General features: G+C 51.6%; 20 protein-coding genes and 1 pseudogene. 9 read left to right on the forward strand and 12 right to left on the reverse strand.

What is annotated here, in order from left to right; genetic code table 11:
- The first annotated feature begins 31 nt into the window (after positions 1-31).
- The 8 genes from ACNQFG_RS06090 (at position 32) to ACNQFG_RS06125 (ending at position 11,527) form a co-directional block, all read left to right on the forward strand.
- The gene (locus tag ACNQFG_RS06090) at positions 32-1,465 is read left to right on the forward strand and encodes a phospholipase D family protein (RefSeq protein WP_423406341.1); all 1,434 of its coding nucleotides are present in this window, start codon (positions 32-34) and stop codon (positions 1,463-1,465) included.
- Positions 1,444-2,154 carry a response regulator transcription factor gene (locus ACNQFG_RS06095; RefSeq protein WP_005929827.1) on the forward strand — a complete coding sequence of 237 codons (711 nt, stop codon included), beginning with the start codon at positions 1,444-1,446 and terminating at the stop codon, positions 2,152-2,154. Before ACNQFG_RS06090 ends, ACNQFG_RS06095 begins: the two co-directional genes overlap by 22 nt.
- On the forward strand, positions 2,154-3,197 hold the full coding sequence (locus tag ACNQFG_RS06100) for a HAMP domain-containing sensor histidine kinase (protein ID WP_005929825.1): 1,044 nt from the start codon (positions 2,154-2,156) through the stop codon (positions 3,195-3,197). Before ACNQFG_RS06095 ends, ACNQFG_RS06100 begins: the two co-directional genes overlap by 1 nt.
- A gap of 33 nt (positions 3,198-3,230) precedes the next feature.
- The gene (locus ACNQFG_RS06105; protein ID WP_117929845.1) at positions 3,231-4,295 is read left to right on the forward strand and encodes an FUSC family protein; all 1,065 of its coding nucleotides are present in this window, start codon (positions 3,231-3,233) and stop codon (positions 4,293-4,295) included.
- Between the two features lies 1 nt (position 4,296).
- Positions 4,297-4,716, forward strand: coding sequence for a hypothetical protein (locus ACNQFG_RS06110; RefSeq protein WP_242821977.1), 420 nt, complete (start codon positions 4,297-4,299; stop codon positions 4,714-4,716).
- Positions 4,717-4,901: 185 nt separating this feature from the next.
- Complete coding sequence (locus ACNQFG_RS06115; protein ID WP_423406342.1) at positions 4,902-5,237, forward strand: hypothetical protein; 336 nt, start codon at positions 4,902-4,904, stop codon at positions 5,235-5,237.
- A gap of 25 nt (positions 5,238-5,262) precedes the next feature.
- A complete protein-coding gene (locus ACNQFG_RS06120) occupies positions 5,263-7,728 on the forward strand; it encodes an efflux RND transporter permease subunit (protein WP_055189758.1) in 2,466 nt (821 codons plus the stop codon).
- A complete protein-coding gene (locus tag ACNQFG_RS06125; protein WP_227612051.1) occupies positions 7,700-11,527 on the forward strand; it encodes a GLUG motif-containing protein in 3,828 nt (1,275 codons plus the stop codon). Before ACNQFG_RS06120 ends, ACNQFG_RS06125 begins: the two co-directional genes overlap by 29 nt.
- Positions 11,528-11,626: 99 nt before the next feature.
- Here ACNQFG_RS06125 and ACNQFG_RS06130 read toward each other — a convergent pair whose 3' ends face one another.
- Positions 11,627-12,580 (reverse strand): MATE family efflux transporter, encoded by a 954-nt coding sequence (locus tag ACNQFG_RS06130; RefSeq protein WP_423406551.1) that lies wholly within the window; start codon positions 12,578-12,580, stop codon positions 11,627-11,629.
- 154 nt (positions 12,581-12,734) lie between these two features.
- Here ACNQFG_RS06130 and ACNQFG_RS06135 point away from each other — a divergent pair, with 154 nt between their 5' ends.
- Entirely contained in the window at positions 12,735-13,631 is an 897-nt protein-coding gene (locus ACNQFG_RS06135; RefSeq protein ID WP_423406343.1) for a BRO-N domain-containing protein, read from the forward strand.
- Positions 13,632-13,747: 116 nt separating this feature from the next.
- On the opposite strand, the gene ACNQFG_RS06140 is transcribed toward ACNQFG_RS06135, so the two are convergent.
- The 11 genes and pseudogenes from ACNQFG_RS06140 to ACNQFG_RS06190 form a co-directional block, all read right to left on the reverse strand.
- Complete coding sequence (locus tag ACNQFG_RS06140) at positions 13,748-13,948, reverse strand: transposon-transfer assisting family protein (RefSeq protein WP_117506273.1); 201 nt, start codon at positions 13,946-13,948, stop codon at positions 13,748-13,750.
- 3 nt (positions 13,949-13,951) lie between these two features.
- Positions 13,952-14,877 (reverse strand): annotated as a pseudogene (locus ACNQFG_RS06145) (hypothetical protein).
- 172 nt (positions 14,878-15,049) lie between these two features.
- Positions 15,050-15,568, reverse strand: a complete 519-nt coding sequence (locus tag ACNQFG_RS06150) for a hypothetical protein (RefSeq protein ID WP_423406344.1) — start codon at positions 15,566-15,568, stop codon at positions 15,050-15,052.
- Between the two features lie 131 nt (positions 15,569-15,699).
- On the reverse strand, positions 15,700-16,038 hold the full coding sequence (locus tag ACNQFG_RS06155; RefSeq protein ID WP_423406345.1) for a helix-turn-helix domain-containing protein: 339 nt from the start codon (positions 16,036-16,038) through the stop codon (positions 15,700-15,702).
- A 162-nt stretch (positions 16,039-16,200) separates the two neighbouring features.
- Positions 16,201-17,559, reverse strand: a complete 1,359-nt coding sequence (locus tag ACNQFG_RS06160; RefSeq protein ID WP_423406346.1) for a relaxase/mobilization nuclease domain-containing protein — start codon at positions 17,557-17,559, stop codon at positions 16,201-16,203.
- Between the two features lie 75 nt (positions 17,560-17,634).
- Positions 17,635-17,892, reverse strand: a complete 258-nt coding sequence (locus ACNQFG_RS06165) for a hypothetical protein (RefSeq protein WP_423406347.1) — start codon at positions 17,890-17,892, stop codon at positions 17,635-17,637.
- Between the two features lie 7 nt (positions 17,893-17,899).
- A complete protein-coding gene (locus ACNQFG_RS06170) occupies positions 17,900-18,175 on the reverse strand; it encodes a hypothetical protein (protein ID WP_423406552.1) in 276 nt (91 codons plus the stop codon).
- A gap of 110 nt (positions 18,176-18,285) precedes the next feature.
- Entirely contained in the window at positions 18,286-18,618 is a 333-nt protein-coding gene (locus ACNQFG_RS06175) for a plasmid mobilization protein (protein ID WP_270834680.1), read from the reverse strand.
- Positions 18,615-20,228 carry a helicase-related protein gene (locus ACNQFG_RS06180; RefSeq protein ID WP_423406348.1) on the reverse strand — a complete coding sequence of 538 codons (1,614 nt, stop codon included), beginning with the start codon at positions 20,226-20,228 and terminating at the stop codon, positions 18,615-18,617. Before ACNQFG_RS06180 ends, ACNQFG_RS06175 begins: the two co-directional genes overlap by 4 nt.
- A gap of 79 nt (positions 20,229-20,307) precedes the next feature.
- The gene (locus ACNQFG_RS06185; protein WP_097779733.1) at positions 20,308-20,496 is read right to left on the reverse strand and encodes a transposon-encoded TnpW family protein; all 189 of its coding nucleotides are present in this window, start codon (positions 20,494-20,496) and stop codon (positions 20,308-20,310) included.
- 106 nt (positions 20,497-20,602) lie between these two features.
- Positions 20,603-22,468, reverse strand: a complete 1,866-nt coding sequence (locus ACNQFG_RS06190; protein ID WP_423406349.1) for an AAA family ATPase — start codon at positions 22,466-22,468, stop codon at positions 20,603-20,605.
- Positions 22,469-22,480 lie beyond the last annotated feature (12 nt).

Consider the following 22,480-nt stretch of genomic DNA (forward strand, 5'->3'; position numbering starts at 1 on the left):
TAAGAAATAAAAAGGAATCAAGTGATGTACAATGAAAAAGCATAAAATATGTAAAATCCTTCTTGTTATACTGGCAATTTTTTTATGTGTGGCTTTTTATGAATTGCTCGGAATCTGCGTTGCATATAAAAAGCAGCCGGAAGTGTCCAATACAACCAAAAAAGAAACAAAAAATGGGTCATGGAACGAATGCAGTGAAAATACAGAACGGGCAGTAATCATAGAAAAGAATCCAGAAGCGCTTTTACAAAGAGTGCGTTTGATCAAGAATGCAAAAAAGGAAATTATTCTTTCTACTTTTGCATTTCAATCCGATGAAAGTGGAAAATTGATCTTAGGAGCACTGCATGATGCGGCAGACAGAGGTGTACATATTCGTCTGTTGGTAGATGGAATGGAGAGCTGGATTGATATGGAAGGAAATCCGTATTTCTATGGATTATCTTCCCATGAGAATGTTGAAATTAAACTGTATAATAAGGCCAATCCGTTGAAACCGTGGAAAATGATGGGTAGAATGCATGATAAATATTTGATTGCAGATGGAAAGAGATATATTCTTGGGGGAAGAAATACATACAATTATTTCCTGGGTGATTTTCCGGGACATAAGAACTATGACAGAGACGTGTTAGTGGTTTGCGATGAACCTGAGAAAGAAAATTCAGTTAACCAGTTGTTAGAGTATTTTGAAACGATATGGGAACAAGAAGACAGTGATTATTTTCATGACAATAAAAAACTGGCAAATAGAAAATCTGTAAAGAACGCAGTTTTAGAGCTGCAGAACGGCTATCAGAAATATTTTGAAGAGAATAAGGAAAGAATCTGCGATACCGATTACACGGACGAAACTTTTGAGACAGAAAAGATTGCATTAGTGTCAAATCCTATTCACACAGGTTCCAAAGAACCAGTAGTGTGGTATCAGTTGGGAGAATTGATGAAAAATGCAAAAAATCGTGTGAAGATCCACACGCCATATATTATCTGTAATGATATGATGTATAATACATGGGAGGAGATTGCAGAGAACGTTTCAGATTTTTCTATCATGACAAATTCAGTTGCGAATAATGGGAATCCATTTGGGGCTGCCGATTATGCGAAAAACAAAAATAGAATCTTAAGTACAGGAATTAATATCTGGGAATATGAAGGCGGTTATTCATACCACGGAAAAAGTATTCTGATTGACGATGATCTGTCTGTAATCGGTTCCTTTAATATGGACATGAGAAGTGCATATCTGGATACGGAACTGATGCTTGTAATTCGCAGTAAAGATATTAATAAACAGTTGGAAGAGGGCATGATGGAATATGAAAGAGTGTCCCGCCAGGTATTGGAAGATGGAACCTATCGTGATCCATATCATGTAGAGCCAATCGAATTAACAAAGAAACGTCAGAGAAAAATTTTTTTGGTACAGCATCTGCTTGGATGGGCAAGGTATCTGTTTTAATAAGGAGGAAGGAAAACGTGTTTCAAATATTGATTGTAGAAGATGATAAAGAATTAAGCCAGCTATTCCAAAAAGTGCTTGAGAAGAATGGATATCAAGTCAAAAGTGCATCGGATGGAGCAGAGGCATTAGAAGTATTGGTTAAGGAATATATTGATCTGATCATTTCTGATATTATGATGCCGGTTATGGATGGCTATGAACTGGTGTCGGAACTTCGCTCAGCAGGATATCAGATACCAGTGCTTATGATCACTGCGAAAGGTTCCTTTGATGATATGCGCCAGGGATTTCTTTCGGGAAGTGACGATTATATGGTAAAACCGGTAAATGTGAATGAAATGGTTTTAAGAGTCGGAGCACTGCTTCGCCGTGCACAGATACTGAATGAACACAAAATTGTGATCGGTTCAACAGAGTTTGATTATGATGCAATGACGGTTACAACTGATAAGGAAAGTCTTGTTTTGCCTAAAAAAGAATTCCTGCTTTTATATAAGCTTGCAGCTTCGCCAGGCAGAATATTTACAAAACAACAGTTGATGGATGAAGTATGGGGATACGAGACGGAGGCAGACCCACATACGATAGAGGTACATATAGGAAGAATCAGAGAGCGTTTTAAAGATAACCCTGATTTTGAAATCGTAACAATGCGTGGAATTGGATACAAGGTGGTGAAAAAATAATGGAACAAAAGAAAGAAAAAGGATTGCGGATCCGATCCTGTCTGACTGGTGCAATCTGGCTGGCACTTGTATTTTCAACAGTCATATCTGCTTTATTATTTGCTTTTTTGAATCATTTTTTTAATCTGCCGGGCAGCATACCTGTGCTTGGCTGGCTTTTGATTTTCAATACATTGATTGCAGGGCTGATCACTTCCTTTATTAATGCAAAGTTACTGGAACCAATTACAAGACTTAGTAAAGCAATGAAGGAAGTTTCTCGGGGAGATTTTGAACAGCATTTGGAAACGAACAGCCGTATAGCAGAAGTTGGAGAATCTTATCAAAGTTTTAACGTTATGACAAAAGAACTTCGTGCAACAGAGGTGCTGCAGATGGATTTTGTATCTGATGTTTCTCATGAGTTTAAGACCCCGATTAATGCCATTGAAGGATATACAATGCTGCTTCAGGGAGAAGAACTGTCTCCGGATCAAGAGGAATATGTAGAAAAAATCTTATTTAACACCCAAAGACTTTCCGGATTGGTTGGTAATATTTTGCTGTTATCCAAGTTAGAGAATCAGAATATACCAATGAAAAAAACAGAATATCGTCTGGATGAACAGATCCGCCAGGCAGTTCTTTCATTGGAAACAAAATGGACAGAAAAAGAAATTGGTTTTCAGGTAGAATTGGAGGAAGTTAAATATACTGCGAATGAAGGACTTTTTATGCATATCTGGATAAATCTTTTAGATAATGCGATTAAGTTCAGCCCTTCAAAGGGGACAATTACGATGTTTCTGAAACAAGAACAGGATTCTGTTAAGTTCATTCTGGAAGATGAAGGACCAGGAATAGAGGATGATGTAAAATCCAGAATATTTGACAAGTTCTATCAGGTAGATGGATCTCATAAAGCAGAAGGAAATGGCCTAGGTCTTGCACTTGTAAAACGGATTGTAGATAGTGCCGGAGGAACAATCAAAGCAGAAAACCGTGAATATGGTGGATGCAGATTTGTTATAGAGCTGCCAAAGCAGAAAGATGAGATTATCTAGTTTTAAGATAAATTAGAAGATGAGAGGATTTATATGACATTTTATCAGGAGTTGCAGTTAAATCAGGCAGGTTCTAAAAACCTGTTGAAAAAGAGTGAAACACTAAAAGAAAAACTATATCATATGTGGGTATATCTGGTGAAGATAGCTGCTACAATGGCATTTTGTTTTTTCTTTGTTAGTATTTTCAGCATCCTATTTGGAAATGAGAACAGCATTGTAGGTGTAGTAGTCTTATTATGTCTCATGGTGTTTAGGAATGCGGATCTGGGGATCCACACCGGACAATCTACGATGCTTTTGGCTTTGTTCTTTGTAATTATGACTGTATGTCCGCATTTAGCAAATCAGTTTTCACCGGTATTGGGAATGCTGTTAAATATTGCGGCACTGGCTGTGTTGATTCTGTTCGGATGCCATAATCCATCCATGTTTAATCAATCTACATTGGTTCTTGGGTATCTGCTGCTATATGGTTATGATGTTACGGGAAAAAGCTATCAGATGCGATTAGTCGGAATGGCTTTAGGTGCAGCACTTACCTGTTTCGTATTTTATCGAAATCATAAAAACAGAACTTATAAAAGAAATCTGAAAGATCTGATACAAGAATTTGATATCACTTCTTCCAGAACAAAATGGCAGCTATGTCAGATTTTATGCGTACCGATTGTCCTTTGCATTGCAGAACTTTGTAATATGCCACGTGCAATGTGGGCTGGTATTGCGGCCATGTCCGTGATTTTGCCGTCTATGGAAGATATGCACTACAGAGTCCGTAAAAGGATTGTCGGAAATATTGCAGGTGTTATATGTTTTACAGTATTATATTTTCTGCTTCCTTCGTCAATCTATGCATATATAGGAATTCTTGGTGGAATCGGTGTAGGATTTTCAGCACAATATGGCTGGCAGGCAGTATTTAACACATTTGGTGCTTTAGCCATTGCTGCAGAGACATATGGACTACAAGGAGCGGTTAGTCTTAGAGTGAGTCAAAATGTTTTTGGTGTTGTGTTTGCTTTAGCATTTTGTGTTATATTTTATTGGTTTATGCCTAAAAAAAAGGAAAGTGAGGTGACCGTACATGCAGAGTGAAGTGAATCAGGAAGAAAATTTGAATACCACTGATTTTGACGAGCACTTCGCTAAAATTTCGTCCTATATTGTAGACACATTGCACGGCGTTCCACTTGAGATGACCGAGGATGAAAAAGAACAATTTCGCATACAGGTTATTTCAAATCAGTATGCAGAACGGTTGCTAAGTGAAGCCGAAAAGACAGAAACGTATAGAGGTTTATCAAAAATTGATATTCTCCATACAGTTTCTATCCCTCAACTGGCTAGAACAATCCCACTTAAAGGTTTGAATCTCAGTTTAGAAAAATACAGAATGCCGGATGGTGTAATAATAGAGGTTGAGAGTTCGTCACATTATTTGGGGTCATTTAGTGAGAAAAATGATTCTTCCACAAATTGGATAGAAAAGATCATGGAGGGTGTCGGTATTCACTAGATGGATTCTCAAGAAGCATATGCACGAAAGTTCTGCACGCGATAAGTATCTTGCCATTATGAAGCCCTACCTTCTGATGTGGCACAGTAGCAGTTGAAAACAGCTCAGGTTACCTATTGCAATTCTGACTATTTGGAATATACTTGTAAGTATCAAATTATTTCACTGTATGGGAGGAAATTATTATGGCAAGACCCAAGGGAAGCAAGAATAAGACCCGTATTGTAAAGGCCAACGTTGATTATGCAGCCGTCGTTGCAGAAAAGACCGCTGAAAAGGAAAAAATCGAATCTGAGGTTGCTACGCTGACTGCAAATCTCGATGATCTGAAGACGCAGCTGAAAGCCAAGAAAGCAGAATTGAAAGCAGCCACCAAGGAACTTGCCAAAGCCGAAAACAAAAAAGCTGCCGCCGAAGCAAAGGCAATGGAAGAAGCAAAGAAAGGCGAAGCAGAAGATGTGCTGAAGAAGCTGCTGGCCAGCGGTATGACGGCTGAGGAAATCCTTGCAAAACTCCAGTAATGCAATGCCGAGAGGAGGGAACACGATGACCGAGCAGGAACAGCCCAAAAACGATTTTATGCACAAGCTCGCGCTGCAAATTGTTGAGCGGCGCAACCTTGTGTTCCTCATCGTCATTCTGGGAACCATCTTCACCATCTTCTCCCGCAGCTGGGTCAAGGTGGAAAGCGACCTGACCACCTATCTGCCCAAGACCAGCGAGACCCGCATGGGCCTGGACATTATGGAAAAAGAGTTTACCACCTACGGTTCTGCCGATGTCATGGTGGCAAACATCACGCCGGACGAGGCAGACCAGCTGAACGACGAGCTGGCGGGCCTCAGGGGCATCCAGATGATCGAGTACGATGATACCACCGCCCATTATAATAATGTATCGGCGCTGTACTCCATCACATTCGATTACCCCGAGGACGACGACCAGTGCCTGGAAACGCTGGAAAGCGTCAAGGAGTACCTGAAAGACTACGATATCTACGTTTCCACCTCGCTGGGCAATACGCAGGAGGAGACGATTGAGCGTGAAGTCAATGTCATCATGGTGTATGTTGCCATCATCATTGTGGTGGTGCTGATCTTCACCTCCCAGACCTATGCGGAAGTTCCCGTGCTGCTGCTCACTTTCGTGGTGGGCATGATCCTCAACATGGGCACCAACTTCCTGCTGGGCACCATCTCGTTCGTTTCCAACTCGGTCACGAACATTCTGCAGCTGGCCCTTTCGCTGGACTACGCCATCATCTTCTGCAACCATTTTAAAGAAGAACACGAGACCCTGCCCTTGAAAGAGGCGGTCATCGAGTCGCTGGCCAAGAGTATCCCGGAGATCAGTTCCAGCTCCCTGACCACCATCGGCGGTCTGGTGGCCATGCTGTTCATGCAGTTCAAGATCGGCCCGGATATGGCCATCTGCCTCATCAAGGCCATCCTGTTCTCCATGCTGTCGGTCTTCGTGGTCATGCCCGGCCTGCTGATGCTGTTTGGCCCTTACATGAGCAAGACCAAGCACCGCAACTTTGTGCCCAAGATCTCGTTCGTGGGCCGCTATGCTTACAAAACCCGCAAGATCGTTCCCATCGTCTTTGCAGTGGTGCTGGTGTTTGCCTACCATTTCCAGACACAGTGCCCCTACGCCTATGGCTACGGCCCGATCAAGACGCCAGTGTTGAATGAGACGCAGATCGCCGATAACATGATCGACGAAAACTTTACCAAGTCCAACCTGGTGGCTCTCGTCGTACCAAAGAACGACGATTACCGGGTGGAAGCAGCCATGATCAAAGAACTGGAAAGCCACGATGAGGTGGACCACACCCGCGGCCTTTCCAACATTGAGGCCATGGACGGCTACATGCTGGAAGACCGGCTCACTTCCCGCCAGTTCTCTGAGATGGCGGGCCTGGATTACGAGCTGGCCCAAGTGGTCTACACAGGCTACGCGTTGGAAAATGATGAGTACGGCCAGGTCATTGGCAACTTCTCCAACTACAGTGTGCCGCTCATTGATATGTTCCTCTACGTCTGTGACGAGGTCGATTCCGGCATTGTCAGCCTGGACCAGGATCAGATCAACGACCTGCATGATGCCCAGACCCAGATGCTGAGCGCAAAGGCCCAGCTGCAGGGTGCGGATTACAACCGTATTCTGGTCTACCTGAACCCCAGCCTCCAGAGCGGGGATGAAATGTATGAGTTCACGGACCAGATGCGCACCATCGCCCGGAAGTATTACCCGGACGGCGACATCTATCTGGCGGGCGACGCCACCAACGAGTACGACTTCCAGAAGTCGTTTGCCATCGACAACATCGTGGTCAGCGTGGTCTCCGTGCTGATCGTGCTGATCGTCCTGCTGTTCACGTTCCAGTCGGTGGCAATGCCCATCCTACTGATCCTCGTCATCGAGGGCGCGATCTGGGTCAACTTCTCCGTCCCCGCTTTTATCCACACGCCGCTGTACTTCATGGGCTACCTGATCGTCAGCTCCATCCAGATGGGTGCAAACATCGATTACGCCATCGTTATTGCAACCCGCTACAACGAGCTGCGGGATAAGATGGACCATAAGACAGCCATGATCGAGACGCTGAACTTTGCGTTCCCCACCATCCTCACTTCCGGCACCATCATGACGGTGGCCGGTACCCTTATCGGTCAGATGACGTCCGATGCCTGCATCGTGGGCATCGGCCAGTGCCTGGGCCGCGGTACCATCATCTCCATCTTCCTGGTGCTGTTCGTCCTGCCGCAGATCCTGCTGGTGGGTGGCAAGCTGGTGGATAAAACTTCGTTCTCCATGCATCATGTGGTGCTGCACACCAACACGGCCAGCGGCCGGGTGCGTGTCAATGGCATGGTGCAGGGCGAGGTGAACGGCTCCGTGGCCGGTACCATGAACGCCGTTGTGGATGGAAACGTACATCTTACCGTTCTTTCTGGTAAAATCTCACAGGAGGTGCAGGATGAAAACGACTCCCATGCGGACGAATGAGTCTGCGGCGGGCAGCACCCGGCTGCTGCACCGCCTGACCGCTGCGCTGCTGGCACTGGTGCTGGCGGCTTCGGCGGCGCTGCCGGTATTTGCGGCCGACACCGCGCCGACGGATACCATTTACATCAACAGTGTTTCGGACCTGCTGGCCTTTGCCGACAAATGCGGCTTTGATCAGTGGTCCAAAGGCAAGACCGTGATCCTGCAGGAAGACCTCTCGCTGGAGGATACGGAGTGGGCCCCCGTTGCGTCGTTCAGCGGCGCGTTCAAGGGCAACGGCCACACCATCTCGGATGTCAGCCTCGTGGGGGCTTATTCTCCAGCCGGCTTCTTCGGCATCCTGGAAGAGGGCGGTTCCATTCAGGACCTTACCATCAAGGGTGTGGTCAATCCCGCTGGTACCCAGAAGACCGCAGGCGGTCTGGTGGGCACCAACTACGGCACCATCATCAACTGCACGTTCTCCGGTGCTGTCCACGGCGAGGAGGAGGCGGGCGGTCTGGTGGGCCGCAATGAGACGAGCGGAACCATCGACCACAGCACTTCCCGTGCCATGGTCAGCGGTGCGTATGCCACCGGCGGCATCGTGGGCTACAACCTCGGTGTCATCACCGGCTGCACCAATGTGGGCGCCGTCAACTCCGAGTATCAGGAGTCCGCCCTCGATATGGAGGGCCTCCCGGCCACCCTGCTGGAGCTGGTCAAGAAGGATATGGGCGATGACCTGAGCAATAACATCTCCAATGTCTCCTCGGATACCGGCGGCATTGCAGGCCGCTCCTCCGGCCTGATCCTCAGCAGTGCCAACGCGGGCGACGTGGGCTATGCCCATGTAGGCTATAACGTGGGCGGCATCGTGGGCCGGACCGATGGCCTGATCTCCGGCTGTGTCAACCAGGGCCTGGTACAGGGCCGCAAGGACGTGGGCGGCATTGCCGGCCAGGCAGAGCCCTATGTGGAGCTGGACCTGGACCAGAGCACCATCAACCGTCTGCGCACCGAGCTGGACACGCTGCACACCATGGTCAACGGCGCGGCCGATGACATGGACGGCAGCACCAGCCTCCTCAATACCGACCTCAACACCCTGAACTCTCAGATGGACACTGCCGTGCAGGCAGCCCGCCGTCTGCAGGAGCAGGGAGGCGATTACTTTGACGAAGTGGCGGACGAGGTGGACCGCACGGGAGACCTCATCTCCGATACATTTACCCGGCTGGAGCCCGTGATGGACACGGGTGTCGACGCACTGGATAAGATGACCACCGCCGTGGGCCAGCTCAAGTGGGTCACCGCGGAGATGGCGGCCGAGATGCTGACCGCCTCCACGGCACTGGCCAAGGCTTCTTCCGGCGCGCACAAGGCCAGCGACGCGCTGGATTCCAGCAAGCAGGGTCTGGAGCAGATCAGCAAGGGCCTGGACGACCTGATCGCCTCGCTGCCGGGCAAGGATGACAGCGGCCTGAGCAGCGCCATCAGCACCATTCTGGGCGGCTATTCCAGCGTGTCCGGTGACGCGGTGGACGATCACATCAAAACAGCCATCTCCCTGCTGCAGGTGGCGAATTCCGCCATGAGCATCCTCTCGTTGGGCTCCGGCATGAGCGGCCAGATGAAGCTGCTGACCACCGGCCTGGGTCTGCTGCGGAGCGCCACGCTGCTGGCCGATGACGGCCAGCTGGCTTCCGCCGGCAAGCAGGTCACCCGCGCCGTGGGCAATATGGCAGGCCGGGCCACGCAGATCGGCGCGCTGCTGGGCAACACCGCCAACCTCGTTTCGGAGCAGGGCAATCCCCAGATGGCTTCTGCCCTTACCAGCATGTCCGGCGCGCTTGGCAATGTGGGCGACCAGCTGGGCAATCTGGAAGATATTCTGGATAAGCTGGGCTTCAACACCGGCAACATCAGTTCCGGCAATGCCTCCATTCAGGCGGGTCTGGATTCCCTGAGCGATGCCGCACAGGATCTGGGCAAGGCTGCGGATGATTTTGACAAGTCTCTGGATATCCTCAAGACGGATTCCGCCCTCACCAGCGCAACGCTGGGCCACATGTCCGCCAGCCTCGGCATCATGGCGGAGGGCATGAGCGGCCTGACCAGCATGACCAGCCAGGCGGCGGATATCGTCCACTGGCTGGCGGAGCAGGATCCCATCCATGTGCCGCGCCCCTCTTCCGAGATGACCGCGACCAAGGATGAACTGTTTGACGCTGTGACGAACATGACCGACCAGATGAGCACCCTCAACCGGGATATGCTCTCGGCCAGCAACACCCTCACCAGCAACCTCCGCTCCATCAACGACCAGATCAATGTGGTCTCCAACCTGCTGCTGGATGCTGTGGAAGAGATCAGCGACCCCGGCAGCAAGAACATCTTTGAAGATGAGTCCGAGAACCTGACGGCTCAGAACGAGGGCAAGATCGAGGGCTGCACCAACCGCGGCACCGTGGAAGCCGACATGAATGTGGGCGGCATCGCGGGTACCATGGCGGTGGAAAACACCCTTGACCCCGAAGACGACGATAAGGATGAGAACCGTTCGCTCCTGCGCACCGAGTACACCATCAGCGCGGTGGTGATGAACTGTGTCAACGAGGGCACCGTTACCTCCAAGAAAAAGGCGGCAGGCGGCATCTGCGGCGAGATGGATCTGGGCTACATCACGGGCTGCGAAGCTTACGGCAAAGTGGATGGCAACAACAAGGTGGGCGGCATTGCAGGCCATTCCTCCGCAAAGCTGATCTCCAACTGGGCCAAGTGTGAGCTGACTGGCAGCAAGTACATTGGCGGCATCGTGGGCCAGGGCGCGGACAGTGTCCTGACCGGCAACAGCTGCATCATCAAGGATAACCGCGCCATGGTGGAGATCCATGAGCCGGACGATGACGGGGATGACTCCGAAGTGGCCCTCTCCACGAGCAGCAGCAACACCGACGGTCAGTATTGGGGCGCCATTTCCGGCGGCCAGGATGGTACGTTCACGGGGAACCTGTTTGTCTCCGATACCCTGCGCGGCGTTGACCGCATCAGCCGTGCCGGTCAGGCAGAGCCCATTGATTACGATACCATGCGGGCACTGGAGGGCGCGCCCAAGGGCTTCCAGAAGCTGACGCTGACCTTTATGGCCGACGGCCACATCGTGGACCAGCGCACCTTTACTTACGGTGCATCGTTTACCGAGGCGGATTACCCCGAACTGCCCCAGAAAGACGGTTACCTTGCCGAGTGGAACACCCCGGTGCTGGATGACCTCCATCTGGACACCGTGGTCACGGCGCTGTACACCTCTTACACCCCGGCACTGAAGAGCATTGATGTCCGCATCAACGGCCGTCCGATCTTCTATGTGGATGGCCTGTTTGGCGGCTCCAATGCCCTGAGCGTTACCTCCCAGACGCCGTCCGGCGTGGCCAATGCCACCGAGCAGTGGCTGCTGGACTTCTCGGACGACGGGCAGGAGACCCACACTATCCGCTATCTGCCGCAGGGCAAGCAGGGCAGCGTCTATGTCCAGCAGGATGGCAAATGGATCAAAGTGCCTACCGATACCTTTGGCAGCTACATCACCTTTACGGCTGCCGGGACCGAGATCGTCATGGCCTTTGTGCCCAAGGGCATCCCGCTCTGGGAGCTCTGCGGCGGCACGGTAGCCGCGCTGCTGGTGGCAGCATTCCTCGCACGGAAGCTGATCCACAAGCGTAAGGCCCGTAAGGCCAAAAAGAACGCTGCCCCCGTGGAGGAACTGGATACGCCGATTGAATCGGACGACCAGAGCACCGAGCAGCACACCAAATAAAAACCAGCCCTTGGGCTGAAACGGAAAAGGCTCCGGGCTTGCCTCCCTGTGAAAGGGGAGTGCAGGCCCGGAGCCTTTTTTGCGTATACGGAAAACGTGTCAGACGCTCTTTTTGTAGACGATAAGGGAAACGATGGCGGAGAGCACTTCCGTGGCCCAGAACGCGTTCCAGACGCCCACAGGGCCAAACTGTCGGCAGAGCACCCAGGCCAGCAGCATGATGAAGACGATGTAGCGGCACAGGGAGATCACCAACGACTGCGTGCCCTTGCCCAGACCCTCCAGCGCGCCGGAAGAGGTGGTGGAGATGGCGGAGACCACAAAGCCCAGGCAGATGATCCGCAGAGCAACTTTTCCGGCTTCCACCGTCTCCGGGGTAGAGGTAAAGAGCCGCATGAGAGGCTCCGAGGCCACCAGACAGCCAAGGGTGCCCGCTGCCATGATGGCGGCGCTCAGGATGAGGGTGATCTGGTAGAGCCGGCGTACCCGTTTGTGCTCCCCAGCACCGTAGTTGTAGCTGATGAGGGGACGCATTCCCTGCACGATGCCGTTGGCGGGCAGGTAGAGGAATGTCTGTAGTTTGTAGTAGATGCCCAGCACCACCACATAGCTGCCTGAGAACGCGGCCAGCAGGCTGTTGAGGAACGTGACCAGCAGAGAGGGAAGCGCCAGGTTGAGGATGGCCGGGATGCCGATGGAGTAGAGCCGGGTGTCCAGCTCTTTGTCCAGCTTCAGGCAGGCGCGGCGCAGCCGGACGGGCAGCTCCGTGGAAGCATACACCACGAGGTAGATACCAGTGCTCAGTGCCTGGCCGATACCGGTGGCCAGCGCCGCGCCTGCAATGCCCATGGCAGGGAACGGCCCGATGCCAAAGATGAGCAGCGGGTCCAGGATAATGTTGCCCACACAGCCCACGATGAGGGCTACCATGGTCACTTTCATCCGGCCCACGGACTGGAAGATCTTCTCAAAAGCCAGGGAGGCCATGTTGACCGTGGCAAAGCCAAACACGATGTAGGAATATGACATCATCAAGCAGAATGTGGACGGCATCCTACGGACAACACCGGGAAAGGAGCAGATGCAGGAACGGTAAATCTGCACAAAATATTGTTCGGATTTTTGAATCCCAAACGCTTAGACCGGGTGGCGTTTCCGCCCGAAATCATGTAAAATAGACTTAGACAACGAAAGCGAGGAACCCTCTATGGCAGAAGTGAACGATAACAGCTCTATCCAGCTTTTTGAAGATCAGAAAATCCGTACTGCATGGGATGCAGAAAAGGAAGAATGGTATTTTTCGATTATTGATGTTATTTCTGTTTTAACTGGAACAGCCAATCCACGGCGTTATTGGAGCGACCTTAAGCGTAAGCTGAAAGCTGAGGGGGCAAATGAGTTGTACGAAAAAATCGTACAACTGAAAATGTTGTCCTCTGATGGAAAACGGTACAAGACAGATGTCGCCAACACCGAACAGCTTTTGCGTATCATCCAGTCCATCCCGTCCCCGAAAGCTGAGCCGTTCAAGGCATGGCTGGCAATGGTAGGCAAGGAACGCATCGAGGAAACCATCGACCCGGAGCAGGCCATCGACCGCGCGCTTGATACCTATTTGAAGAAAGGCTACTCCGAAGAATGGATTCATCAGCGGCTTTTGGCAATCCGCATCCGAAATGAGCTGACGGATGAATGGAAGAAGCGCGGAGTGCAAAAGGGTAAGGAGTACGCTATCCTGACCGACGAAATCTCCCGTGCATGGTCCGGCATGACCACAGGACAGTATAAGCGGCTGAAAGGTCTAACAAAAGAAAATCTCCGGGATAATATGACCGATTTGGAACTTGTGCTGACCATGCTGGCGGAAGCATCTACCACGGATATTTCCAAGACTGCAAAGCCACAGACCTTTGAAGAAAACAAGCAGGTTGCCAAACGCGGCGGCAAGGTGGCCGGCATTGCGCGGCAGGCTCTTGAAGCGGAAACCGGCAAGCCCGTTATTACAGAAAAAAATGCGTTTGACTTCCAGCAGCTTGTGACCGACGTTGTAGAAGATGCCGCCGAACTGCCGGAAAATCCCACCGAGAAAAAAGATAAAGACTGATACATGAAAAATAGCCGGACACAGCAGCCACAAGGCCACCGTGTCCGGCTATTTCTGTGTTGACAATGGCACATTACTTTGATTGAAAATAATGTGTGGATGTCAAGCTGGCGGTATTATTCACCCGTGAAATCAAACCTCTGCCCGTCAAAGTCAGCATCGGTCATTTGCTCCAATTTTGCAATGGTGCTGTTTGCCAGTTGCCGCATTTCGGTGTCCATATCCGGCAGGGCGGCCAGCATCCGCGCCATCGTCCGGCGGCGGTCAGAAGTGTGGTACATACAAATCAAATTTTCTTCTTCCACGCTAAAATTCATGTGTCAGACCTCCCTTTCGTGTTGCTTATTGCGGGCCGCTGCCTTTTTCGAGCTGGCGGCCTGTTTTGTTTCGGAAAGCTGCTTGCGAACGGAAGCACGGGCTTATGGATGCCCTTATCTCGGTTCTCGTTTTTGTCAATCAGTGCGTAGATACCGAAACAGTCTTTCACGCTGGACAGGTGCAGGGATTTATACGGCAGCATGGCAATCAGCCGGTTCGTGTCCCAGCTGGATGCCAGCTTGGTAAAATAGGGCGACACCTCCACCATAAAATGATTTTTGTCCGGGCTGTTGGGAGCAGCCAGATGCTTCATATCAGCTACAATGCGCTGAGCCTCGTCCTCGATCAGCCCGGTGTGCAATGCCGCAAGGTGTTCTTTGAAATCACCGGGCTGTGCAGATTCCCGACTGCGCTGCTCCTGCCGGATGGCCGCTTGCAGAAGTTCCGGGTCACGGGGCTGCATTTCATATCGCACGAACTCTCCAAAATATTTGTCCGGGCGGCTGTCGAAATGCTCTTTGGGGCCAATTTCCCGCATCCCACTTTCGTAGATCAGGCGATTGGCACCCACGGGCAGAGCGGCATCCCGGATATGCTGGAAATGCTGCTGGTAGTCCAGTTCATACAGATTGCCTTGCACGGTTCCGTTGGATGTACCGGTCAGCTCCACCGCATAGGCAAGAATCCTGTCACGGGTCTGCTCGCCGCAGAATTTCCATGTGTTGTAGGCTTGGGTGTCTTTGAGCAGCACATCCCGTTCCCGGAAGCAGAATGTTCCAGAGGGCCGGGACAGCCACAATAGCAGCTTATCTTCCGGCTGGTCGCTGCGGGCGGTCTCCCGCAGCATCTTGATGTCATAGGCAAAATCGCTCTGATAGTACGCAGTGTTCTGGTGCATAATGGCTTCCAGTGCAGCGATCACATCCATTCTCTGCAAATAAAACGAAAGACCGCGCCGTATAAGGAACACAGCTTATGCAAGCAATGCCGTCGTATATACAACAGCGACTTTTGCGTTGCAAAATACTTGTTGGGGAGCGCCCCAAACCCCTTTGATCTGCATTTTTCAATGCAGGCTGCGCGTCCCGGCGGGACGCTTTTTACCCGGTGATGCTCTCCGGGTCTTTGAGGACTTGCATGAGGCGAGAAGTGGCTTCTGCCAGAGAAGCATACTTCATCTGTTCCGGGACAGGCGTATCCAGAAGTGTAATGCCCCATTTCTGCATACATTCCGCAAGCTCCTGCTGTGCTTGCAGTGTAGCCTCCCGGCGCACCTCCGTGGAAGCGTCCGTGTCCAGCACATAGGCAACAGTAAATGCGCCGTTGCGATCTTCCGTCAACTGCACCATGGAATCGTGGTCAATCCAGAAATGGCAGAACCAGACCCTGCCGCCGATGTTTTCCATGTTATGGCGGAGATCTTCTTCACCGCTCCATTGCGGCACTTCGGAAAGAATACTCTGCAACTGCTCATACGCCTGCTGTTCGGCAGGGGTGGCTTTCTTGCATCGGTATTCCCGCTGGATGGTACGCTGCCAGTACAATGCCAGCTTGCCGCACTTTGCCTGCTCGATTGCATCCTGAATATCGGCTAAAATGCTGTACCGTGGTTCTCTCATCTTGACACCCCCAAAAAAAATCAACTCTTTAGGAAATAATACATCTTATAAGAATGATTATAGCCGAAAGGAATGCAAAAGAAAAGCGCACCGGCTAAATTTCAGCCGATGCGCTTGCAAAGTTTGCGATTTTATTCCTCGTTTGTGAGGTAAGGGAGATTGCCGATATAGGTGTCCAGCAGATCGAGTGCCGCTTTTTTCTGGATGGGAGTCAAGCCTTCCAGCCGCTTGCAAACCTCGTCGTCGGTCACATGGGATGCGCTGGGAACCAGATCGCACAGCAATGTGTCTGCGGAAATGTTCAGAGCATTCAGAAGTTTAACGATGGTGGCAAGACCGGGTTCCTTTAAGCCGCGCTCTACCATGCCGATATAGTTGGAAGAAAGCTCGGATTTTTCCGCAAGCTGTTCCAGCGTCAACCCATGCTGTATCCGCTGCTCCCGTAGTCGCTGTCCAAAAAGCTCTTTCATAGTGCAACCTCATCCTATCGTGTTCTTTACACTCCATAGGATACCTGTTGACCGCACCAACATACACAATCGAAAGAAATGAACCATTCCGTTAAAGATTGAACCAACGAAAAAAGATTGCCGAGTGCCGACCTCTTGCGGTCAACTCCCGGCAATCTTTTCTTATCGAACTTGCTCGTTCTCCTGTACTGTTTTTTCTTCCGCAAAAAATCGCTCCACGTTTTTCTGTGCCCGAACCAGTTCTTGCATCTCGTTCCGTGCCTTGCGATAGTCCGGGTAGGCTGCTTTCTTTTGGGTCAGTAGTTCTGCAAACTCCGCATCCAACTCCTTGACCTTCGGCAATTTTTGAAGCCCGGCTTTGTCAAAGGCAGCTTTCGCCGCCTTGTGCAGAGTGATTTTCTCTCGATGGGCTTCCAGAAATGCTTTGCTGTACCCGGCTTTCCGATAAGCGGTGTACACCTCACGGGTCTTGGCGTAATTGACGATGTGCGTTTTCAGCACAGCAATTTCCGCCATCCGTGTTTCGGCGGCTTTGATGGAATCTCCCATAGCATGATAGCGTTCTGTTGCCGCCGCTGCACGCTCCCGCAGTTCGTCGGCACTGCCGATTTTCTGCTCCTGCAAAAAAATCAGCGTTTTGGACATCTCTTTCAGGTTAAACTTCGTTGCCCACTTTTTGTAACTAACGCTTTTGCTCTCTGCCATTTTCCCCTGAATGTCAACCAGCAACTGGAACGGCTGCTCTTTGGGAGGTTGCTTCTGATAGGGGTGGTGCTTCGCCTTTCCCTCCAACACCGCCTTGATCTCGTCCTCGTCATAGCCGGTGCCCAGAGTACGGAGCCGGATAAAGCGTTTCTGTCCCTTGCCCTTGACGGAAGTGTACTTGCCACGCTTCACCTCGTAGCCCTGCTGTATCAGCTTTTGAAGAAAAACTTCAAAGTCCTTCGGCTGCTCTGCAAGGATGGTGTCGATGATTCCGCACAGGCGGTCACGGTTGCTTTCCTTGGGCGGGTAGACGATGCGCTTCTGTCGTTCCCGATAAGGCTTGTACTCAATGGTAGAGAGTTGATGCTCCAGACAAATCAGGTCGCTCAACCGCTGCACTGCAAAGGTGGAAAGCCAGAAATTTTTGAATTTGCGGGTCCCATCCAAGGCAGTAGAATTATAGATAATGTGATTGTGGATGTGTTCCCGATCGGTATGCGTTGCAACGATAAAAGCGTGTTTGCCTTTCAGAAACCGGGAGGCCAACTCATAACCGATGCGGTTTGCTTCTTCCGGCGTGACCTCCCCCGGCTTGAAGGATTGTCGCACCTGATAGGCGATGACATCACTTTTCTGACTGCGCCCGGTGGCCTGCTCGTACAGCCGTTTCGTCAGCAGAAATTCCTCGTCTACCGTCAACGGGCTGCACTGGTAGCTGCTGACCAACTCGCCCTGTTCGGTCTTGTCCGGGTTTTGGACATAGCTGGTGTGGCTGTGCAAACAAGCCCCGATGGACTTGCCTTTGTTCTTCCGCATGGGGATTAACCGTGTTGCTGCCAGCGTCATCACCCTCTTTCAAAAAGAAAATGCCGCACATCGGCGGCATCAAGATCATTTGGATAATTTTTCGTAATCGGCTACACCTGCCAGATACATCGCCTTATATCGGGCGCATTCCAACTCGTTGCAGATCTCATCTAAGGCGAGGTATTGCTTCCATGCTTCTTGGCAGATGACGCTCTGCAGGGCTTTCTCAGCCGCTATTTTGGCTTTTTTCAGTCGCTGATAATCTTCGTCCTCACCCAGCATTTCAGAAAAAATCGTGCTGCTGTGCTCAGAATAACAATCCTCTAATTTCTGGCTTTCCATAGCATCCTCACAATCCGGCAACCCAGCCACTAAAACGCTCTGCTACATCTGCAATCAAAGTGCCCATAAAAATCAACACAAAGCATCCAAACTCCGCCACCAACAAGATCAAAAACTGCAGCCACTCTCGGCAGTACAGCGTATAAAGACCGCAGCCGAAAATATACAGCATGGGCAGAGCCAGCACAAACGCCGACAGGTTCAGCGTCCATTTCAGCATCAGCGCAAGGAAAGCAGTAATCAGCCAAAATGGGAGAACGATCATCTTAAAAACAAACCTCATATCCAGCACCTGCCCTTCTTTTGTCCCTATTATAAAGGTGGCAACCACTGCATTGCAAGGATGTCGCCCCCTTATGTAGTCCCGCAGTCCTCCAACTGCGGGGGAAAAATTTAGAGTTCTGCCAGCCGGGAGAGAATCTGCCGACCAATGTCGATCAGCTCATCCAGCCGTTGCCGCAGGTCCTCCATGTCGGCGGCGTAGACCCGACCATTTTCATTGGCGGCTTTGGCATATTGGTTCAGGTTGTTGCTGCACATCTGCAAGAGATACGCCATGCGCCGCAGTTGCGGCAGGTCAAGGTTCAGGCAGTAGCCATCCAGTGCCATCTTGCGGATATAGGCACTCAGGCTGCGGATGCCCATGCCCAGCATCTTTTCATAAATGCGGCTCTTCTCGGCTTTAGTGGTTCTCAGGATAATGATCTCATCCCGCTTTTCCTTCACCGGGCATCACCGTCCTTGTCGTAATAACTGCGAAAGGGCTTCACCGGCTCCGGCTTGTCCGACTTTTCTTCCAGTGCCGCCAGCACCGAGGGGCGGCGAGGGGCGTCCTCCTGTTCTTCCTCATCCTGTTCCGGCTCGTGGCTCTTTTCGTCCACATCCAACTGAGCGTTCAGTTCCGCAAGCCGTGCGGACTTCTCTGTCAGTTCTTCCTCCTGTGGGAAGGGCTTTTCCACTTCGATTTGCGCCGCCGCCTGCTGCTGATGCAGAGTGGCTAGTTCATTCTCAGCAGAGTTAATGCGCTCCGGGAAGTTGTTCAAGGAGTTGTCCAGACGGATAATGTTGCCCAGAGGGTCGGTGCCCAAGGGCACCGTGTACTTCCGCTGCCCTTTCAAAAGTGCCTGATATTCACTGCGGAAGGTATCGAACCGCAGGGACAGTTCAAAGCCCCGGTAGCTGCCGATCACTTTTTCTTCGGCGTTGGGCAGTTCGGAACAAGCAAGCACCAGACGCTCACCGGCGGTCTTTTTCTCATCGTAGGTCACGCCCTTGATGGTCATGCCGCAGAAACCCTCTTGCACCTGCGGATGGGCGGCGGCAAGCTGTGCGTCCGCTTTCACCCCAGCAATATAGGCGTTCGTTTCCCGAATGTCAGCCGGGAATTTGGTCAGCAACTTATCTTGCAGACGGAACTTTTGGCTCTGGTGATCGGCTTTCAGAACCTTGAGTTTTGCGACCTGAACATCTAAATCCATCTTCTCCTTGATGAGCGGATTTCCAGCGCACAGTGCCTTGATTTCGGCGTAAGAAAGTGCCTGCTCGTCCACATCCTCGCAGGAGCGCACTGGAGATTTAGAAGTCATGATTTGGCTGATAAATCGCTGTTTATTTTCCAAAGTTTGGAACAAATAACTGTCAAATGTCCCTTCCGTGACGTAATTGAACACCTTGACTTCCTTATTCATATTGCCCTGACGGATGATGCGACCATTGCGCTGGGTCATGTCGCTGGGTTTCCAGCCGACATCCAAGTGATGCACCGCCACGAGCCGGGACTGCACGTTGGTGCCTGCTCCCATCTTTGCCGTACTTCCGAGCAAAACTCGCACATCGCCGGAGCGCACTTTGGAGAACAATGCCGCCTTTTTGGCTTCGGTGTCGGCGTTGTGGATAAACTCGATCTCGTTTTCCGGCACACCGGCAACGACCAGCTTTTTGCGAATATCATCGTACACGTTAAAGTTGCCGTCGTTTTTCGGAGTGGAGAGGTCGCAGAACAAAAGCTGTGTCAGCTTCTGGTCTTTGCCCTCCTCCCAGATCTTCAACACGTTCTGCACACAGACGTTCAGCTTGCTGTTGGGGTCATCCGGCAGCATGGGGTTCATCAGGCGCACGTCCAAGCCGATTTTTCTGCCGTCGTTGGTGACGCAGAGCATATTGTCCACGGACGCATCCACTGCACCGGAGTGGATCTTTGCAGCACGTTTGCTCAGTTCTTGCACCATTTCTTTCTGAATCTCGGACGGCTTTGCCACCACGGTCTCAAACTTTGCTTCGGGCACAGGCAGATGAAGCTGGTCAGATGTTTTAATGTCCGCAACCTCCTTTAACATCGACATTAACTCCGGGAGATTGAAGAACTTTGCAAACCGGGTGCGGGCACGATAGCCGGTGCCCTCGGGCTGGACTTCGTCAAGAGGTTTTCGGTAATTTTTCTAAATTCATCAGGTTGTCTGCAAGGAAGTCCCTTGTGACCTCATGTCTGCACATATCCTTGAACATCTTTTCAATCGGCTTTTTGGCGGTTTCGGACTGCTTCACGCACACAATAAAGGTGGTTTTGCCAATCTGCACCGAATAACTCGAATTCTGATTTTCCATTCGATTTCTCCTTTTATCGTCATTTTCTGAATTTGGCTGGCAGACTGGCAACTGTGGGTGTACCATGATTTTCTTGCCAACCAAAATTTTCTGCCAGCCAAATGGCTTATTCCATCCAAAAGACCTTTTTGCGGCCTTCCACGATCTTGCTTTTCAGGGCGTCGCCCAGTCCCCGTTTTGCATCCCGGACGGTTCTGCCGGGGATGCCCCTTTCCAGAGCCGCCTTGTCGATGTCCTCGCTGAGCACCTGCTTTCCTCCGGCAAGCAGGGAACAGATCAGGTCTTTGGCTTGCTGGGTCTTGGTTTCCCGCTGCGGCTCGATGCCGGACAGCATTTCGTCTGCGGTAATGTCGTACTCGCCGACCCAGCGGAAGCCATCCTCGTCCCCCAGAGAGAACGCCAGTGACGCTCCCGGCGGGGCAAGAGAACTTTTCTCGTGGGTCAAGATGCGCATGGTGGGGTCGTGCTTCAGCTTGCCGATGAACATGACGCTGCGCACGGCGGCAGCAATGTCGATGGAGCCGAGGCCCCGCTGCAAGCTCTGCATTCCAGCGGCCTTGTTCAGATGCCCAATCAGCAAAATAGCGCAGCCTGTTCGCTGCGCTACCTGTCCCAACCGCATGAAGATGGGCCGGACTTCGTTCGCCCGGTTCATGTCCACATCGGCACCGAGATACGCCTGGATCGGGTCGATAATGACCAGTCGGGCATTGTTCTCGATAATGGCTTTTTCAATTCGTTCATCGGAGAGCGTCAGCTGCACATCGCTGTCATCAATGACCAGCACCCGGTCAAGGTCTGCCCCGGCTTCGATCAGGCGGGGCTTGACCGTATCGCCCAGACCTTCCTCGGCGGTCTGGTAGATCACGTTGAAGGGCTCCATGTGCTCCATGTTGGGCAGCAGCTTTTCGTTGGTGCAGGCAGCTGCAAGGTGCATGGCAAAATAAGTCTTGCCCTCGCCCGGATTGCCTTGCAGCACACTGAGTTTTCCAAAGGGAAGATATGGCTTCCAAAGCCACTCCACCGGGGTCAGCTCCACGTCGCTCATGCGGATGATCTTCACCGTTTCCGGTTTTGACGGCTCTTTCAGCACAATGCTTTTGAAATAATTGCGGTTCGGGATCTCTGCCCGGTGCACCAGAACATCGTTCCAGTCCTTCATGCAGGGCTGGATGCGGGTCACGCTCACCGTGTCCGGCAGCAGCGCCGTCAGCCGCTTGCAGGCATCCTCTCCAGCCTTGTCGGCATCCAGACAGAGGAACACCCGCTCCACGTCTGGGCGTTCCGAGAGAAACTGCTGCAGCGCCTTGCCCGACACCCCGCCCAGCGACAGATAATTGTGCTGCTGCCAGTTTTTCGGGAACAGTTCGATGAAGGACAGCAGGTCGATGGGGGCTTCAAAGACCAGCAACTGTTTGTCGGTGCCACGATGAGCAAAGCCAAACGCCTTTTCTGCGCCGGCTGCATCCTGCCGGAACTTCTCATGGATCCCACGGCTGCTTGCGTAGCGGGGATGCCCGTCTGCATCCCGCCCCACAAAGACCACGTTGTGGTGGGAGGAATCCTCGTAAATATCTCCGGCGGCGATGAAGAAGTTCACCAGTGATGGACTGAGTTTCCGCTCCTGCGTCAGGTAATTCAAGATGTTGGCATTGGTGACGTTTCGCAGCGGCAAACGAAACGCCGGAGAGGGGGCGGGGTCAGCCTCCGGCTGGACTTCGCCCGTCTCTCCGGTCAGCATCTGCACCGCTTCGGGAAAGGACTTGCCGTAAAATTCCATCACAAAATCCACCGGAAAGCCGCCCTTGCTCTGGCTGTGCCGGAACCATTTGTTGCCGCAGACGGTCAGGCTGTCGTGGGCTTTCCAGCGGTACTCTTTTCCGCTGCGCACCAGCGTTTCGCCCTGTGCCCGGAGAAATTTTTCCAGATCCACCGCATTGGCTTTGTCGATCTGGGCTTGGGTGTAGGTCATGCTACTTCCTCC

This window comes from Faecalibacterium prausnitzii (assembly GCF_049532945.1).
GTDB lineage: Bacteria > Bacillota > Clostridia > Oscillospirales > Ruminococcaceae > Faecalibacterium > Faecalibacterium prausnitzii_N.

What these genes read in the sequence shown, in the direction of transcription:
- ACNQFG_RS06135 (WP_423406343.1), top strand. Translation starts at nt 12,735, where the DNA reads ATGGCAGAAGTGAACGATAACAGCTCTATCCAGCTTTTTGAAGATCAG.
- ACNQFG_RS06185 (WP_097779733.1), bottom strand. Translation starts at nt 20,496, where the DNA reads ATGGAAAATCAGAATTCGAGTTATTCGGTGCAGATTGGCAAAACCACC.
- ACNQFG_RS06160 (WP_423406346.1), bottom strand. Translation starts at nt 17,559, where the DNA reads ATGCGGAAGAACAAAGGCAAGTCCATCGGGGCTTGTTTGCACAGCCAC.
- ACNQFG_RS06090 (WP_423406341.1), top strand. Translation starts at nt 32, where the DNA reads ATGAAAAAGCATAAAATATGTAAAATCCTTCTTGTTATACTGGCAATT.
- ACNQFG_RS06100 (WP_005929825.1), top strand. Translation starts at nt 2,154, where the DNA reads ATGGAACAAAAGAAAGAAAAAGGATTGCGGATCCGATCCTGTCTGACT.
- ACNQFG_RS06095 (WP_005929827.1), top strand. Translation starts at nt 1,444, where the DNA reads ATGGGCAAGGTATCTGTTTTAATAAGGAGGAAGGAAAACGTGTTTCAA.
- ACNQFG_RS06105 (WP_117929845.1), top strand. Translation starts at nt 3,231, where the DNA reads ATGACATTTTATCAGGAGTTGCAGTTAAATCAGGCAGGTTCTAAAAAC.
- ACNQFG_RS06120 (WP_055189758.1), top strand. Translation starts at nt 5,263, where the DNA reads ATGACCGAGCAGGAACAGCCCAAAAACGATTTTATGCACAAGCTCGCG.
- ACNQFG_RS06140 (WP_117506273.1), bottom strand. Translation starts at nt 13,948, where the DNA reads ATGAATTTTAGCGTGGAAGAAGAAAATTTGATTTGTATGTACCACACT.
- ACNQFG_RS06170 (WP_423406552.1), bottom strand. Translation starts at nt 18,175, where the DNA reads ATGAGGTTTGTTTTTAAGATGATCGTTCTCCCATTTTGGCTGATTACT.
- ACNQFG_RS06115 (WP_423406342.1), top strand. Translation starts at nt 4,902, where the DNA reads ATGGCAAGACCCAAGGGAAGCAAGAATAAGACCCGTATTGTAAAGGCC.
- ACNQFG_RS06155 (WP_423406345.1), bottom strand. Translation starts at nt 16,038, where the DNA reads ATGAAAGAGCTTTTTGGACAGCGACTACGGGAGCAGCGGATACAGCAT.
- ACNQFG_RS06165 (WP_423406347.1), bottom strand. Translation starts at nt 17,892, where the DNA reads ATGGAAAGCCAGAAATTAGAGGATTGTTATTCTGAGCACAGCAGCACG.
- ACNQFG_RS06190 (WP_423406349.1), bottom strand. Translation starts at nt 22,468, where the DNA reads ATGACCTACACCCAAGCCCAGATCGACAAAGCCAATGCGGTGGATCTG.
- ACNQFG_RS06150 (WP_423406344.1), bottom strand. Translation starts at nt 15,568, where the DNA reads ATGAGAGAACCACGGTACAGCATTTTAGCCGATATTCAGGATGCAATC.
- ACNQFG_RS06180 (WP_423406348.1), bottom strand. Translation starts at nt 20,228, where the DNA reads ATGTTAAAGGAGGTTGCGGACATTAAAACATCTGACCAGCTTCATCTG.
- ACNQFG_RS06125 (WP_227612051.1), top strand. Translation starts at nt 7,700, where the DNA reads ATGAAAACGACTCCCATGCGGACGAATGAGTCTGCGGCGGGCAGCACC.
- ACNQFG_RS06130 (WP_423406551.1), bottom strand. Translation starts at nt 12,580, where the DNA reads ATGCCGTCCACATTCTGCTTGATGATGTCATATTCCTACATCGTGTTT.